Below are 16,303 nucleotides of genomic sequence, written 5' to 3' on the forward strand. Positions count from 1 at the left end.
GTGGGGGGAGAGCGCAGCGTTATCGCGCATTCCAGGCCGTATCGCCATAGGCCAGACGCTGGGCCATGACGTGCTCTCGACACGAAGCTGCGTGTGCGGGAGTACGCTGGGCGCTCCGCATCGGGAGGGTTGCGTCATGTCGCGTCGAATCCGCAAGCTGCTGATCGTGCTGGCCTCGGTGCTGTTGCCCGGCATTGCGGTTGCCTCGCCTGCTCCCACGTCGTCGGCGAGCACGGCTGCCTTGCAGAAGGCCGTGGACGGCAGCTGGCGATCCTCCGCGAACAAGGCGCGCGACCGCTATCGCCATCCGCTCGAGACGCTGCAGTTCTTCGGCATCCGGCCGGACATGACCGTCGTGGAACTGGCACCGGGCGGCGGCTGGTACACTGAGATCCTCGCACCGTTCCTGCGTGAGCACGGCCATCTGGTCGAGGCGCCGTCGCCGTCGCCCGCGTTCATGGCGCGGATGCAGGCCGATCCGGCGGTGTTCGGCCACTTTGCACAGGTGTTGCCGTTCAAGCCGCCAGCGCAGGTCGCGCTCGGCGCGCCGGGGTCGGCCGACATGGTGCTCACCTTCCGCAACACCCACGACTGGCTCAACCGCAGTCCCGATGCCCTGGCCGCGGTGTTCAAGGCGGCCTACGACGTGCTCAAGCCGGGTGGCGTGTTCGGCATCACCGAGCATCGTGCGAAGCCGTTCGCCGACGCACCGGAAAGCAGCAAGGCCTTGCATCGCCTGCCGGAGGATTACCTGATCACGTTGGGCCTCCACGCCGGCTTCCGCCTCGACGGCGTTTCGGAGGTCAACGCGAACCCGAAGGACCCCGAGGACGTGAACGTGCACCGCCTGCCACCCGATCTCGCCGGCCCGGCGAGCGAGCATGCGGCGATGCAGGCGATCGGCGAATCGGACCGGATGACGCTGCGGTTCGTGAAGCCATGAAGAGGGTCGCGCGCCGCTCGATCGCCGGTCCGTCGAGCATGGGATGCCGGATGGTGCTGTCCCTGCTGCTAGGCATGGGCCCGGCCACGGCAGCGGTCGCCAGGGGCCTGCCGGCGCAGGACTGGCCGATGTTCGGTGGCAACGTGGAGAGCGCCAGTGCCAATCCACAGCCCGCCGGCATTACCGCGGCCAATGTCGCCGGCCTCGTGCGCCGGCAGGTCAAACTGGACGGCACCGTGGATGCCAGTCCCATTTACCTGCATGGCGTGACCGTTCGCGGTGGCCGTCACGACACCATCTTCGTCACCACTACGTACGGCAAGACGCTGGCACTCGATGCCCACAGCGGTGCGGTCCTGTGGGAATACACGCCGCCCGGCTACCAGGCGCTGGCGGGCACGCGGCAGATCACCAACGCCACCCCCGTCGCCGATCCCTCCCGGCAATCCATTTACGCGGCCTCACCCGACGGCTATATCCAGAAACTCGCCGTCGGTGACGGCCACATCGTCTGGCGTACCGCGATCACCCGCTTGCCGTTGCGCGAAAAGATGGATTCTCCCCTGAAGTTCTTCCGGGGGCACGTGATTGCCGTGACGGCGGGCTACATCGGTGATCGGCCACCGTATCAGGGCCATGTCGCCTCCCTCGACGCCAGCTCGGGCAAGCTACTCGCGGTATGGAACTCGCTGTGCAGCCAGCGCTCCGGCCTGCTCCGGCCGGACACCTGTCCGCAAAGCGATTCGGCCATCTGGGGACGCGCCGGCGCGGTGATCGATCCCCGCGACGGCGACATCTTCGTCGCCACCGGCAATGCCGACTGGAACGGCACGACCGACTGGGGCGACGCGGTGATCGAGCTCGACGCCGGCGCCACGAAGATGCGGGGCAATTACGCTCCGGCCAATACCGACGAGTTGAACGACAAGGATCTCGATCTGGGTTCGACGTCGCCCGTGCTGCTCGGCGGCGACCTGGTCGCCCAGGGTGGCAAGGACGGCAAGATCCGCCTGCTGAGCCGCAAGGCCATGGCCGGCACGACTCCCCACAAGGGCCACGAGTTGCAGATCGTCAGCACGCCCAGCGGCACCGACCTGTTCACCCAGCCAGCGGTATGGCAGCACGGTGGCCAGACTTGGATGTTCGCCGCCGACAACAGAGGCACGGCGGCCTGGGAGCTGGAAAACGGCCAGCTGCGGGAAAAGTGGAAGAACGGCACCAGCGGCACCAGTCCGTTCGAGGCGGATGACCTGTTGTTCGTCTACGCCCGTGAGGGTGGCCTGAACGTCTACGAGGCTGCTTCGGGCAAGCGTGTCGCCACGCTGCCCTGCGGTCCGGGACACTGGAACAGCCCCATTGTTCTGCAAGGCGAGATCATCCTTCCCGAAGGCAATGCCAACGAGCACGCCACCAACGGCGTGCTGGATATCTGGAGCCTGCCTGAGGGGGCCTCGGGGCGCGCCGGCAATCCGAGAGCGCCATGACGAGTCCTCCATGACTTCTGGCCCTTGAGCCTCGCGCAACATCGCGCCCACAGTTTTCTTTTGGCCTTGCCCATCCCCAGGGGACATCGATCATGCGTCTGCCGCGCCGCCTTGCTGTGCTTGTCCTTGGAGCCGTGGTCACCTGGGCCGCGCAGGCTGCGGTGGCGCCTTCGTCGTACCAGGCGCTGCAGTGGCGGATGATCGGACCGTTCCGTGGCGGCCGGGTGCTGGCGGTGTCCGGCATCCCAGGCGATGCGCGGCATTTCTATTTCGGCGCGGTGGATGGCGGCGTGTGGGCCACGCAGGATGCGGGACGCACCTGGCAGCCGATCTTCGACAGCGAGCCGGTGGGCTCGATCGGCGCGCTGGCCGTGGCACCTTCGAACCCCAAGGTCATCTACGTGGGCAGTGGCGAGGCCGACATGCGCTCGGACATCGCCCATGGCAACGGCATGTACAAGAGCGTGGACGGAGGAAGCCACTGGACGCACATCGGGCTGGCCGACAGCTACCAGATCGGCAAGATCCTGGTCGATCCGCGCAATCCGGACCGGGTCTACGTCGCCGCGCTCGGCCATGCCTACGGCCCGAACGCCGAGCGCGGCGTGTTCCGCAGCAGCGACGGCGGCAAGACCTGGGCCAAGGTGCTGTTCAAGAACGACGACACCGGCGCGATCGACCTTGCATTCAAGCCCGGCGATCCGGGCACGATCTATGCCGCGCTGTGGCAGACACGCCGGCCGCCATGGAGCGTCTACCCGCCTTCCAACGGCCCGGGCAGCGGCCTCTACGTGTCGCACGACGGCGGTGCGCACTGGAGCCAGATACAAGGCGACGGGTTCCCCGCGCACCCGGGCCGCATCGGCCTGGCGACCTCGGCGGCACAGCCGGATCGCGTCTACGCGCTGGTGGACGCCGGTGACGGCGAAGGCGGCCTTTACCGTTCCGACGATGCGGGCGCGCACTGGAAGCACGCCACGGGCGACCAGCGCCTGTGGCAGCGCGGCTGGTACTTCGGCGGCGTCACCGCGGACCCCAAGGACGCCGACCGCGTCTACGTGATGAACACCATCGTGCTGCGTTCGGACGACGGCGGCGCACATTTCATCGCCCTGAAGGGCGACCCCACCGGCGACGATTTCCACACGCTGTGGATCGACCCCACCGATTCCGACCGGCAGATCCTCGGCGTGGACCAGGGCACCTTGGTAACGCTCAATGGCGGCAAGACCTGGAGTAGCTGGTACAACCAGCCCACCGCGCAGATCTACCACGTCAGCACCGACAACCGCTTCCCGTACTGGGTCTACGGCGCGCAGCAGGACTCCGGCGCGGTGGCGCTCCCGAGCCGCGGCGGCGGCGACGGCATCACCATGGAACAGTTCCATGAGATCACCCCCGGCGGCGAGAGCGGCATGATCGCACCCGATCCGGACGATCCACACATCGTCTACGGCGGCACCGTGGACAAGCTGGACACGCGCACCGACCAGGTGCGCAGCGTCGATCCCACGCTGGCCTATCCGCTCGCACACTACCGCGGCGCATGGACGCTGCCGTTGACGTTCTCCAAGCGCGGCACGCGGACCCTGTATTTCGCCAACCAGCGCCTGTTCCGCACTGCCGACGGCGGCGACCACTGGGCGCCGATCAGCCCCGACCTTACCCGTGAGGACGCCGGCATCCCGCCCAACCTCGATACAGCCACCGCGGCCGACGACAGCCACGTCAGCAAGCGCCGCGGCGTGATCTACAGCATCGCCCCCTCGCCGCTGGACGCGGAGACGCTCTGGGTGGGTACCGACGACGGCCTGGTCTGGCGCAGCACCGACGACGGCGCGCACTGGCAACCGATCACGCCGAAGGCGCTCACGCCGTGGTCCAAGGTGGCCGGCATCGAACCCTCGCACTTCGACCAGGACGTGGCTTACCTGGCGGTCGATCGCCACCGCCTCGACGACGATGCGCCCTACATCTACCGCACCGCCAACGGCGGCAAGAGCTGGACGCGTATCGACAGCGGCATCCCCCGCGACAGCTTCGTCAACGTGGTGCGCGAGGACCCGCAGCGCCGCGGCCTGCTGTATGCGGGCACGGAGCGCGGCGTGTACGTCTCCTTCGACGACGGCGCGCGCTGGCAGCCGTTGCAGCAGAACCTGCCGATGACCTCGGTGCGCGACATCGACGTGCACGGCGATGACCTGGTGATCGCCACCCACGGCCGCGGCTTCTGGATCATGGACGACGTCACCGCGCTGCGGCAGCTGGCCGACGTGCGCACCGACGCCGCCACCCTGTTCAAGCCTGCGGTGGCGTTGCGCGTGCGGCCGGCCGGCTTCACCGGCACGCCGTTCCCGAAGGACGAGCCGATGGCGGCGAACCCGCCCGACGGCGCGATCATCGACTACCTGCTGCCCGCCGGCGTGCACGGCCCGGTGACGTTGACCGTACGCGATGCGCAGGGCAACGTGGTGCGCAGCTACAGCAGCGCCGAAAAGTTCGCCACGCCCGATCCGGCCAAGCTGCCGATCGCGCCGGAATGGGTGCCGGTGCCGGTGCGGCTGTCCACCGCGCCCGGCATGCATCGCTTCGTGTGGAACCTGCGCTATCCGCGGCCCGGCACCCCCAAGGCCGACCAGCCGCAGAAGGATGGCGTGTGGGCGCCGCCGGGGCAGTACAGCGTGGAGCTCGGCGTGGACGGCCGCAGCCTGCGGCAACCGCTGAGCGTGCAGCCTGATCCGCGCGTGCAATTGCCGCCCGCCGCCTACCAGCGCCAGTTTGCACTGGCGCGCCAGGTGGAGGATGCCGGCACGCAGGCGCTGGAGGCGACTCAGGCTGCCACAGCCCGGTTGAAGTCGCTGGAAGCGCACGAGGCGCATGCCGATGCGGCCACCCGCGCCCGCATCGAGTCGGTGGCCGGCAAGATTGCCGACGTGTCCGGGGTGGTCGCCCATCCCGATCCGCGCAACTCGATGGGCGCGCCGCCGAGGCGCGTCGACAGCCTGCGCGCGCTGTCGATGAGCCTGACGAAGCTTGAGCAGGCGGTGGACGGCGCGGATGCCGATCCCGGCGCGGATGCGCGGGCCTCCTATGCGCTGCTGTCGAAGACGCTGGACGCCACGCTGGCCGAGTGGCGGGCCTTGCAGACGGGCGAGCTGGCGGCACTGGACGCCAGCCTGCAGAAGGCGGGGACGAAGTCCGGCGGCATGCACTGACGAAATGCGCCGGCGGGGCTTGCGTCCCGCCGGCGCAGTCAGGCCGGAACGCCAAATCCCGGAGGCGGTGCCCGCTTTCAGGCGGCCGGGTTCACGCCTGGCGGTTGTGCGAGCGCATGGTGCGCTGCTTCTCGATCTGCCAGTCGCGCTGCTTCTCGGTGTCGCGCTTGTCGTGTTCCTGCTTGCCGCGCGCCAGGCCGATCTCCACCTTGACCTTGCCGTTCTTCCAGTACATCGCGGTGGGCACCAGGGTGTAGCCCTTGCGCTCCACCGCGCCGATCAGCGTGTCGATCTCCTTGCGATGCAGCAGCAGCTTGCGCGTACGCCTGTCCTCGGCGATCACATGGGTGGAGGCGCTGATCAGCGGCGGGATCGAGGCGCCGACCAGGAAGATCTCGCCCTTGATCACGATCGCGTAGCCATCGCCGAAGTTGATCCGGCCTGCGCGCAGCGCCTTCAGCTCCCAGCCTTGCAGCGCGATGCCAGCCTCGTAGCGCTGGTCGATGTGGTACTCGAAACGGGCGCGCTTGTTCAGGGCGATGGTGCCGGTGCCCTTGGTGGTGTCCTTGTCCTTGCTCTTGGCCATGTCCGCTAAACTTCGGGCCTCAGGGCGGCCGTGCTGCCCGTCGCCCTCATCGGAGCGACGCATTTATTAGAAGTGCGCCCATGGATGGGCGCCCGTTTGATTTTCGCATTCATGGACGAATGCACTAGTAAAGGGACTACCGTGATCGAAATACGCCGCAGCGCACTGGTGCGCCATTCGCCGGAGCAGATGTTCGATCTGGTCGACGGTGTGGAAGCCTACCCGAAGCGCTTCCCATGGTGTTCCTCGGTTACCGTGATCGAGCGCGCGGACAACGTGCTGGTGGCACGGCTCGATCTGCACTTCGCCGGGTTGCGGCACAGCTTCACCACGCGCAATACCGCCGAGCGGCCGCAGCGCATCGACATCCGCCTGGTCGATGGCCCGTTCCGCTCGCTCGACGGCCTGTGGAGCTTTACCGCGTTGGGCGAGGATGGCTGCAAGGTGGCACTGGCGCTGGATTTCGACTACGCCGGCATCGGCGGCAGCGTGCTCAGGCTGGGTTTCCAGGGCCTGGCCAATCGCATGGTGGACGATTTCTGCCGCGTCGCGGACCAGGTCTATGGCTGAGCCGGTGATCGCTGTCGACGTGGTGCATGCCGGCGCCCATCGCCTGTGGCGTCGTCGCGTTTCGCTGCCGGCCGGCAGTACCGCGATGCAGGCAGTCCAAGCCACCGGATGGCTGGCGGAGCTGCCAAGGGAGGTGTCGGAGCCGCTACGGCTGGGCATCCATTCGCGCCGGGTGGAAGCCCAGCAGGTGCTGCGTGATGGCGACCGGGTGGAAATCTACCGGCCACTCGCGCTGGACCCGATGGCCTCGCGCCGACGCCGGGCCGGCGGCGGCTGACCGCTGCTGCGATCGGCGATCAGTGGCTGCCGCTGGCGCCGGAATCGCCGCCGGAATCCTTGTCGTCCTTGCCCTTGATGTCCTTGTCCCCCTTCGCCTCATTGACCGGGTAGTCGACGTGGTATTTCTTGCTCTCCTTGAGCAGGTTCTTGTTGTTTTCCAGGAACGGGCTGCCCTCGACGCGCGCCAGCGTGTCGTTGTCGAAATACAGGCTCATCGTGCCGACCTGCATCGGGCCGCCGCGGTGCGAGTAGGTGGAGACGTAGTCCCAGCGGCTCTGGTCGAACGGGGTGGCCACCGACGGCGTGCCCACCAGCAGCAGTACCTGGCGCTTGGTCAGGCCGGGCTTGAGCTGATCCACCGCCTTCTGGTCGATGGTCTTGTCGAGCAGGTTGCCCTGGCGCACGTCCGGCGTATAGACCAGATGGCAGCCGGAAACGGCAAGCGCCAGCAGGGCGACAACCGGCAGGGTGATCAGCTTTTGCATGCGTGTTGCGTCCAGATCGTGAAGGTGTCGGATGATACACTACCGGTTCGGCATCACCGCGCCGGTGTGAGGTAGCTGCGATGGAACAGGAAACCCAGGAGCTGCGCCGGGTCGGCCTCAAGGTGACCCACCCGCGCATGCGCATCCTGCAGATCTTCGACGAGGAGGAGGGCAACCACCTCACCGCCGAGGACGTCTACAAGAACCTGCTCGCCCATCAGGAAGACATCGGCCTGGCGACGGTGTACCGCGTGCTGACCCAGTTCGAGGCCGCTGGCATTGTCATCAAGCACAACTTCGAGGGTGGTCAGGCCGTCTATGAACTCGACCGTGGCCGCCACCACGACCACATGATCGATGTGGACAGCGGAAAGGTGATCGAGTTCGTCAGCGAGGAGATCGAGCGCCTGCAGCATGAGATCGCGGCGCGTCACGGCTACGTGATAGAGGACCACAGCCTGGTGCTGTACGTGCGCCCCAAGCATCGCTCACGCAAGGGCTGAATCCGGCGATACAGGGCATTCCCGGCTGCCGGAGCCGGTCCACTGTTGCTAGGAGCCCTCCAGGGCGCCTTCCGGTGCTGCGACGGCGCGGATCCGGGTGGCAGCCGGGAATGCAGGGCACAAAAAAATCGCGAGGAAGGACTCCTGTCCACCTCGCGATTGCCTCGATACCTGACTGGACATCCGGCGGGGGCGAGTTGCTCGCTCAGGCCGTGCGTGTCCAAGGTAACGACCAGATGGCGTCCTGCCATCTCTCCGGAGCCGCCGTCCCCACGAGGACTCCGGTACGCCATCTCACGATGGCGGCTCCCCCACATCGATGAATTGATCGTAACGAAGCCTTTACGGTCTGTGTATCGGAAAATTTCCTAGATGATCCGGTTTACGGCCGGCGATTCGATGTTGCTGCGCAGCAATACACGCAAGTGCACGCCGCGGCGCACCGGCCGCAGGCGGAACAGCCCACCCAGCGAGGTGACCCGGTCGCGCATACCCTGCAGGCCGCGGCCGCCGCGCGGCAGGCGCTCGGGCAGGCCGATGCCGTTGTCGCGCAGGTCGAGCAGTGCCAGTGCGGTGCCGTGGCGCTGGCCGATGCGCAGGCGTACGCGGAATTCGCTGGCCCTGGCATGTTTGACGGCATTGGTGGCGCTTTCCTGCGCCAGGCGGTAGATCGTGGTGCGGGTGTCGTCGTCCAGCAGACGCGGGTCGCCGCGCAGTTCGGTGTGGTAGCTGATGCCCGCGGCGTTCAGCAGGTCGCGGATCGGGCCCTCGTCGAGCGCGCGCAGCAAGCCGAACTCGTCCAGCACGGCGGGGCGCAAGTCGTCCAGCAGGCGGTGCAGGGCGCGCCGCATGTGGGCGAGGATGCCGTTGATCGAGGTGCCGATGTCCTCCAGTCCGGCCTGCTGCAGGCGCGACTGCGCGAGCTTCACATGAGTCTGGATCGCGGTGATGTTCTGGCCCAGCTCGTCGTGCAGTTCGGCGGCCAGGTGGCGGCGCTGATTCTCGTCGGCCTGCAGGTTGCCGCGGGCGGCGGCGCGCAATTGCCGCGCCAACTGGTCCAGCCGGCGGTTGACCGCGGCCAGATGGGTGTTCTGCTCGGCCACACGCAGCTTGCTGCGGCGCAGGGCATCGGTGGCCGAACCCAGCATCAGCGTGCCGGTGCCGGCCACGGCCAGGAACAGGTAGCCGGCCGCCGAGGGCACGTGGCCGAGCCGCTGGTCGAGTAGTGTCATGCCCAAGCTGGAGACGATCATCGCCAGGCTCGCCCCCCGCCAGCCGTGGCGGAACGCGAAGAACAGCACCGGTGCTAGCGACAGCGCACGCGCGAACTGCGGCTCCGACGTGGCCTGCTCGGACAGCAGCAGCAGGATGGCCATCGCCGGCAGCATTACCTGCAGGCCGTCCAGCGTCAGGCCGGCCGTCGCGTCGCGGTCGGGCGGCGCGCGCATCAGCAGCACCATCACCGGCACCACCAGCAGGACACCCAAGTAGCCGCCAAGGAGCTCGTTGCCGAGCATGCGGATCAGCGCGCCTTCGGCTGCAGGGGTGTGGATCACGGTGAGCAGGCCCACATCCACGGTCGTGGTGGAGAGCACCACCAGGATCGCGGCCAGCAGCAGGCGGGCCGTCTCCTGTGGGTTGTGCAGGTTCGCGCCCGCATGCGGGTTGAGCCGGCGCAGCAGCCACAGGCCCGCTGCGGTCACCAGTGGCTCGGGCAGCTCGCCGAGGAGGTAGCCGCCCCAACCCATCGACAGGCCGTCATGGAGACTCATGCCGGCGGAAGCGATCAACTCCGCCCCGATCAGCCAGCCCCAGCTGCGCATGGGCAACAGCAGCAGCGCGCCGAAACGCATGCCGTAGGGAAGCATCCAGTACGGTTGCGCGGTGGGCCACAGCAGCAGCCAGAACAACAGGTAGAGCCCCCCCAGCAGCGGGCCGGAGTGCGGCAGGCGGAACGGTTTCAGGCGCATCCGCGGATGGTACATGGGCATGCGGCAGCGCTGGCGCAGACCGACCCCGCTCCGTATACAGTAGGCCCATGTACAGCATTGTCCTGGTCGACGACCACGCCATCGTGCGCGAAGGCTTCAAGCGGCTCATCGGGCTGGAACCCGATCTCAAGGTGGTGGCCGAGTGCCGCAGCGCCGACGATGCGGTGGAGGCTGTGACCCAGCAGCGGCCAGACCTGGTGGCACTGGACCTGTCGTTGCCCGATGGCAGCGGCCTGCCACTGATCGAACACCTGCGCAGCGTGGCGCCGGACACGCACATCGTCGTGTTGAGCATGCATGACGGCGAACCCTACGTGTCCGAGGCGCTGCGTCGCGGCGCCAGCGGCTACGTGACCAAGGGCGTGGCTCCGGAGGAACTGGTGGCGGGCCTGCGCGCGGTGATGCAGGGCGAGCAGTTTCTGAGTTCCGACCTGCGCCAGCGCCGCGCCGAGCAGCCGGAATCCGCGCTCGATCCGCTGCATAGGCTCACCGCGCGCGAACACGAGGTGTTCCTGCTGCTGGCCTGCGGCCGCACGCCGAAGCAGGTGGCGGCCGAACTCGGCATCGGCCAGAAGACCGTCTACATCCACCGCGCCAGCGTGATGGGCAAGCTCAACGCAGGCTCGGAACTGGAGCTGTACCGCATGGCCAGCGAGAGAGGTCTTTTGCCGGCTTCCGGCTAGGCCTGTGCCCGTTCCAGCATCTGCCTCGCATGGGCACGCGTCTCCCGGGTGATCTCCAGGCCACCCAGCATGCGTGCGAGTTCGTCGCGGCGGCCTTCGGCGTCCAGCGACTGGATCCGTGTGCGGGTGTGGCCGCCGTCGCTGTGCTTGCTCACGTACAGGTGCGCGTGGCCCTGCGCAGCCACCTGGGGCAGATGAGTGACGCACAGCACCTGGCGTTGGCCACCCAGCGCGCGCAGTTTCTGGCCAACCACTTCGGCCACGGCGCCACCGATGCCGCTGTCCACCTCGTCGAACACCATGGTGCCCACGCTGTCCTTGCCCAGGGTGGCGACCTCGATGGCCAGGCTGATGCGCGCCAGCTCGCCGCCGGAGGCCACCTTGCGCAGGGGGCGCGGCGGCTGGCCGGGATTTGCGCTGACCAGCAGCTCGCAGCGTTCGCCTCCCTGCGGATCGGGCTCCTCGCCCGCGACCGCCTCCAGCTCCACCTGCAGCACGCCACCGGCCATCCCCAGCTCGGTCATCAGCGCGCTGACTTCCTTGCCGAGCTTTCCCGCGGCGCTGCGTCGCGACTTGCCCAGTGCGGCAGCGGCCTTGTCGTAGTCGGCCCGTGCCAGCTCGCGCTGGGCTGTGAGTTTCTCCAATGCCGCGCCGGCGCCTTCCAGTTCGCCCAGTTCGTCGCGCAGCGCGGCAAGCCTGTCGTGCAGTTCGGTGACCGGCAGGCGGTGGCGGCGGCCGAGTTCGTGCAGGCGGCCGAGGTGGGTGTCGACTTCGGTGAAACGCTCGGGGTCGAGGTCGACGTCCTGCGCGTAGCGGCCCAGCGCGTCAGCGGCTTCGCCGAGCTGGATCGCGGCATTGTCCAGCAGCTCCAGTGCGGGATGCAGCGTTTCGTCCAGCGTGGCCAACTTGCCCAGTTCGGCATGGGCGCGGCCGAGCGCGCGGCGCAGCGCGAACTCGCTGTCGCCGTCGAGCAGCTCGACCACGCCGGCGGCGCCCTCGGCGAGGCGGCCGGCATTTGCCAGGCGCTTGTGGCTGGCCTCCAGTTCAGCCAGTCCGGTAGGCGGGAGCGCCCATTGTTCGAGTTCCCCGATCTCGTGGCGAAGCAGCTCCAGTCGTTGCTCGCGATCGTCACCGCCGGCCAGGCGGCGGACGCGGGCACCGAGTTCGCGCCACTGCGTGGCCAGTTCGCGTACCTGCGCGGCCAGCGCCTCGTGGCCCGCAAAGGCATCGAGCAGGCCGAGCTGGTGGGTGCGGGAGAGCAGGGCCTGGTGCTCGTGCTGGCCGTGGATTTCCACCAGCAGCGCAGCCAGTTCGGCGAGTTGGCCTGCGCTGGCCGGACGGCCGTTGATCCAGGCGCGCGAGCTGCCCTCGGCGCGGATCACGCGGCGCAACTGGCAGGCTTCGCCATCGTCCAGTTCTTCCTGTGCCAGCCACGCGCGGGCCTCGGGCAGCGCGGCCAGGTCGAATTCCGCCGACAGCTCGGCGCGGTCGCTGCCAGCGCGCACCATGCTGCTGTCTGCGCGGGCACCGGCAAGCAGCAGCAGGGCATCGACCAGCAGCGACTTGCCGGCGCCGGTTTCGCCGCTGACCACGGTGAGGCCGGCGCCGAGATCGACTTCGGCATGTTCGACGACGGCGAATTGGCGGACGTGGAGCGCAGTGAGCATGGCGGGCTGGTGGCAGTCCGGGAACGGTCGGGTGATTGTAGCGGCAGGCCTGCCGCTACAATCGGCGGGCCCGGTCGATGCCTTCCGCTTGCATGACCGGTCGGAAGACCTTATCTCTTTCCCGTCTCATTCCTTGCTACAGCCCATGTCCCGTCTCCACGGCCACGAACTCGATGCCCGCACGCGGCGCCTGCTGCGCAGCCTGATCGCGCAGTATCTGGTCGACGGCGAACCGGTGGGTTCGCGGACGCTGTCGCGGTCGTCGGGGCTGGACGTGAGTCCGGCGACGATCCGCAACATCATGGCCGATCTGGAAGAGGCCGGCCTGGTGGCCTCGCCGCACACGTCGGCCGGACGCATCCCGACCCCGCGCGGCCTGCGCCTGTTCGTGGACAGCCTGATCGAACTGCAGCCGCTGCCGCACGAGGAGCTGGCCCGCCTGCAGCGCGAGCTGCCGCCAGGCCAGGCCAGCACGCGCGACCTTCTGGGCAACGCCTCGACCCTGCTGTCGGCGATGACCCATTTCGCAGGCGTCGTGACGGTGCCGCGGCAGGCGGATTTCCCGCTGCGCCACATTGACTTCGTGCCGCTGCCCGACGCCCGCGTGCTGGTGATCCTGGTGTTTTCCGACAACCAGGTGCAGAACCGGGTGGTGCAGCTGGCCAAACCGCTGGACGGCCGCGAGCTGGAGCAGGCGGCGAACTACATCAACACGCATTTCGTGGGGCTGCGCGTGGATGACATCCGCGCGCACCTGCTCGCCGAGCTTCGTGCGGCGGGTAGCGAGCTGAACCGGCTGGTGGCTTCCGCGACCGAACTGGCCACGGCCTCGTTCGCGCCGCAGGCCGGCGGTGATGAGGTGCTGGTCAGTGGCCAGACCAACCTGATGGGGTATGCCGAACTGGCCGACCTGCAGCGCCTGCGCGAACTGTTCGAGGCGTTCCAGCAGAAGAACGAGCTGCTGCAGCTGATGGAGGTGTGCGCACGCGCCCCTGGCGTGCGGCTGTTCATCGGTGAGGAATCGGGCTTCGCCGCGCTCGACGGCTGCAGCGTGGTCACTGCCAGCTACGGTGTGCAGGGTCGCGTGCTTGGGGCGGTGGGGGTGATCGGCCCCACGCGCATGGCCTACGAGCGGGTGATCCCGGTGGTGCAGGCCACCGCCGGCCTGCTCAGCGACGCCTTGAATCGCGCCGCGACGGCCTCATAACCGCCGCGGGAGGCGGGGATCGCCCGCGACATTGAATCGGTCGGCCACGGTGTCGGCCACGGACGAGGCTTGGAGTCATTCATGCAGAACAACGATCAGCACGCGCCGCAGCAGGCGTCTGACATCGACGCCGCCGCGGCGGCGTCGAACGCCGACCTGGAGGCGCTCAAGGGCCGTGTCGCCGAGCTGGAGGCCAGCAACACCGAGTTGCGTGAGACCGTGTTGCGCGAGAAGGCCGAGATCGAGAACCAGCGCCGCCGCCTGCACCGCGACCTGGAACAGGCCCGCCGCTTCGCCAATGAAAAGCTGTTGAACGAGCTGCTGCCGGTGTTCGACGGCCTGGAAAGCGGGCTGGCGGTGGAAACCGCCGACGTGGCGGCCATGCGCGAAGGCCTGGGCCTCACCCTGAAGTCGCTGCTCAAGGTGGGCGAGAGCCATGGCCTGACCCAGGTCGATCCGCTGGGCCAGCCGCTGGATCCGGAGCGCCACCACGCGGTGAGCATGGTCGAGGCGCCCGGCGCGGCGGCAGGCACCGTGGTCAGCGTGCTGCAGAAGGGCTATGTGCTGAACGACCGCCTGCTGCGCCCCGCGCTGGTCGCGGTGGCCAGGGACTGAACCCCGCGGCGCTGAACGCGACGCATCCGGAGCTCCGTCGGCATTGATTCGCCGCGCGCGGGCCCCATCTGGAAAACCATTGCGCGGTCGTGGGGCCGCATACGAAATTCGGGAGCTAAGCACATGGGCAAGATCATCGGCATCGACCTGGGTACCACCAATTCCTGCGTGTCCGTGATGGACGGCAGCGCCACCAAGGTCATCGAGAACTCGGAGGGCGATCGCACCACGCCCTCCATCGTGGCCTTCAGCAAGGACGGCGAGGTACTGGTGGGTGCGCCGGCCAAGCGCCAGGGCGTGACCAACCCCAAGAACACGTTCTACGCGGTCAAGCGCCTGATCGGCCGCAAGTTCACCGATGCCGAGGTGCAGAAGGATCTCCACATCGTGCCCTACGGCATCGTCGCGAACGACAATGGCGACGCCTGGGTGCAGACCGCCGACGGCAAGAAGATGGCGCCGCCGGAGATCTCCGCGAAGGTGCTGATGAAGATGAAGAAGACCGCCGAGGACTACCTCGGCGAGCCGGTCACCGAGGCCGTGATCACGGTGCCTGCCTACTTCAACGACAGCCAGCGCCAGGCGACCAAGGACGCCGGTCGCATTGCCGGCCTGGAAGTGAAGCGCATCATCAACGAGCCGACCGCGGCTGCGCTGGCCTATGGCCTCGACAAGAAGGGCGGCGACCGCAAGATCGCGGTGTACGACCTTGGCGGCGGCACCTTCGACGTCTCGATCATCGAGATCGCGGAGGTCGACGGCGAGAAGCAGTTCGAAGTGCTGGCCACCAACGGCGACACCTTCCTCGGCGGCGAAGACTTCGACATGCGCGTGATCGACTACCTGGTCGAGGAATTCCAGAAGGACCAGGGCATCGACCTGCGCAAGGACCCGTTGGCCCTGCAGCGCCTGAAGGACGCGGCCGAGCGCGCCAAGATCGAACTGTCCTCCTCGCACCAGACCGAGGTGAACCTGCCCTATGTGACGGCCGATGCCTCCGGCCCCAAGCACCTCAACATCAAACTGACCCGCGCCAAGCTGGAAGCGCTGGTGGAGGACCTGGTCAAGCGCACCATCGAGCCGTGCCGTACCGCGCTCAATGATGCCGGCCTGCGCGTGTCCGACATCGACGAGGTGATCCTGGTCGGCGGCCAGACCCGCATGCCCAAGGTGCAGGAATCGGTGAAGGACTTCTTCGGCAAGGAGCCGCGCAAGGACGTCAACCCCGATGAGGCGGTGGCCGTGGGCGCGGCGATCCAGGGCGGCGTGCTGGGCGGCTCGGTCAAGGACGTGCTGCTGCTCGACGTCACCCCGCTGTCGCTGGGCATCGAGACCATGGGCGGCGTGATGACCAAGCTGATCGAGAAGAACACCACGGTGCCGACCAAGGCGGCGCAGACGTTCTCCACCGCCGACGACAACCAGACCGCGGTGACCGTGCACGTGCTGCAGGGCGAGCGCGAGCGCGCCAGCGCGAACAAGTCGCTGGGCAAATTCGACCTCAGCGGCATCGAGCCGGCGCCGCGCGGCATGCCGCAGATCGAGGTGACCTTCGACATCGACGCGAACGGCATCCTGCATGTCTCGGCCAAGGACAAGAAGACCGGCAAGGAGCAGAAGATCGAGATCAAGGCAGGTTCGGGCCTGTCCGAGGACGAGATCGCCCGCATGGTGGCCGACGCCGAGGCAAACAAGGAAGAAGACAAGAAGTTCCACGAACTGGTCGGCACCCGCAACAAGGCGGACCAGCTCGTGCACGCCACCCGCAGTGCGCTGAAGGAACACGGCGACAAGGTCGGTGCGCAGATCGGCGGCATCGAGGAAGCGCTGTCGGACCTGGAAAAGGTCAAGGACGGCGACGACAAGGCGCTGATCGAGACCAGGATCGCCAAGCTGGAGCAGGCCGCGCAGGCCCTCTACGCCGCCGCGCAGGGTCAGGGTGGCCCGGCGGCCGATGCCGGGGCGCAGGCCGGCCCGCACGGTTCCGCGCAGCCGGACGACGTGGTGGACGCCGAGTTCACCGAAGTGAAGGACGACAAGAAGTAAGGCCGTCTCGATCCGGAACGGGCGCCGCG

The 16,303-nt window shown here is 68.0% G+C and carries 14 protein-coding genes; 10 read left to right on the forward strand and 4 right to left on the reverse strand.

Translation table 11 applies throughout. From position 1 onward, the window contains the following. The first annotated feature begins 136 nt into the window (after positions 1-136). From AC2EWF_RS04440 to AC2EWF_RS04450, 3 genes are all read left to right on the forward strand, one after another. Positions 137-943, forward strand: coding sequence for a class I SAM-dependent methyltransferase (locus tag AC2EWF_RS04440; protein WP_483638128.1), 807 nt, complete (start codon positions 137-139; stop codon positions 941-943). Positions 944-996: 53 nt separating this feature from the next. Next, entirely contained in the window at positions 997-2,427 is a 1,431-nt protein-coding gene (locus AC2EWF_RS04445) for an outer membrane protein assembly factor BamB family protein (RefSeq protein ID WP_483638129.1), read from the forward strand. 92 nt (positions 2,428-2,519) lie between these two features. Next, complete coding sequence (locus tag AC2EWF_RS04450) at positions 2,520-5,642, forward strand: WD40/YVTN/BNR-like repeat-containing protein (protein WP_483638130.1); 3,123 nt, start codon at positions 2,520-2,522, stop codon at positions 5,640-5,642. A gap of 91 nt (positions 5,643-5,733) precedes the next feature. Here AC2EWF_RS04450 and smpB read toward each other — a convergent pair whose 3' ends face one another. Beyond that, the gene (gene smpB, locus AC2EWF_RS04455) at positions 5,734-6,228 is read right to left on the reverse strand and encodes an SsrA-binding protein SmpB (protein WP_483638131.1); all 495 of its coding nucleotides are present in this window, start codon (positions 6,226-6,228) and stop codon (positions 5,734-5,736) included. Between the two features lie 141 nt (positions 6,229-6,369). Between smpB and AC2EWF_RS04460 the strand changes: the two genes are divergently transcribed. Then, entirely contained in the window at positions 6,370-6,798 is a 429-nt protein-coding gene (locus AC2EWF_RS04460; RefSeq protein ID WP_483638132.1) for a type II toxin-antitoxin system RatA family toxin, read from the forward strand. Beyond that, a complete protein-coding gene (locus AC2EWF_RS04465) occupies positions 6,791-7,075 on the forward strand; it encodes an RnfH family protein (RefSeq protein ID WP_483638133.1) in 285 nt (94 codons plus the stop codon). Before AC2EWF_RS04460 ends, AC2EWF_RS04465 begins: the two co-directional genes overlap by 8 nt. Before the next feature lie 19 nt (positions 7,076-7,094). Here the strand turns inward: AC2EWF_RS04465 and AC2EWF_RS04470 are convergent, their stop codons facing one another. Next, a complete protein-coding gene (locus tag AC2EWF_RS04470; protein WP_483638134.1) occupies positions 7,095-7,562 on the reverse strand; it encodes an outer membrane protein assembly factor BamE in 468 nt (155 codons plus the stop codon). Positions 7,563-7,642: 80 nt separating this feature from the next. On the opposite strand from AC2EWF_RS04470, the gene fur reads away from it, so the two are divergent. Next, a complete protein-coding gene (gene fur, locus AC2EWF_RS04475; protein ID WP_483638135.1) occupies positions 7,643-8,065 on the forward strand; it encodes a ferric iron uptake transcriptional regulator in 423 nt (140 codons plus the stop codon). A 368-nt stretch (positions 8,066-8,433) separates the two neighbouring features. Here fur and AC2EWF_RS04480 read toward each other — a convergent pair whose 3' ends face one another. After that, the gene (locus AC2EWF_RS04480; RefSeq protein ID WP_483638260.1) at positions 8,434-10,035 is read right to left on the reverse strand and encodes an MASE1 domain-containing sensor histidine kinase; all 1,602 of its coding nucleotides are present in this window, start codon (positions 10,033-10,035) and stop codon (positions 8,434-8,436) included. Between the two features lie 68 nt (positions 10,036-10,103). Between AC2EWF_RS04480 and AC2EWF_RS04485 the strand changes: the two genes are divergently transcribed. Then, positions 10,104-10,739: a response regulator transcription factor gene (locus tag AC2EWF_RS04485; RefSeq protein WP_483638136.1), complete on the forward strand. Its 636-nt coding sequence runs from the start codon at positions 10,104-10,106 to the stop codon at positions 10,737-10,739. Here the strand turns inward: AC2EWF_RS04485 and recN are convergent. Next, positions 10,736-12,406, reverse strand: a complete 1,671-nt coding sequence (recN, locus tag AC2EWF_RS04490) for a DNA repair protein RecN (RefSeq protein WP_483638137.1) — start codon at positions 12,404-12,406, stop codon at positions 10,736-10,738. The two genes, AC2EWF_RS04485 and recN, sit on opposite strands and share 4 nt — an antisense overlap. 145 nt (positions 12,407-12,551) lie before the next feature. Between recN and hrcA the strand changes: the two genes are divergently transcribed. From hrcA to dnaK, 3 genes are all read left to right on the forward strand, one after another. Next, entirely contained in the window at positions 12,552-13,613 is a 1,062-nt protein-coding gene (gene hrcA / locus AC2EWF_RS04495; RefSeq protein WP_483638138.1) for a heat-inducible transcriptional repressor HrcA, read from the forward strand. A gap of 81 nt (positions 13,614-13,694) precedes the next feature. Next, on the forward strand, positions 13,695-14,228 hold the full coding sequence (gene grpE / locus AC2EWF_RS04500) for a nucleotide exchange factor GrpE (RefSeq protein WP_483638139.1): 534 nt from the start codon (positions 13,695-13,697) through the stop codon (positions 14,226-14,228). A 123-nt stretch (positions 14,229-14,351) separates the two neighbouring features. Continuing rightward, a complete protein-coding gene (gene dnaK, locus AC2EWF_RS04505; protein WP_483638140.1) occupies positions 14,352-16,274 on the forward strand; it encodes a molecular chaperone DnaK in 1,923 nt (640 codons plus the stop codon). The last annotated feature ends 29 nt before the right edge of the window (positions 16,275-16,303 follow it).

This window comes from Rhodanobacter sp. sgz306013 (genome assembly GCF_057031145.1).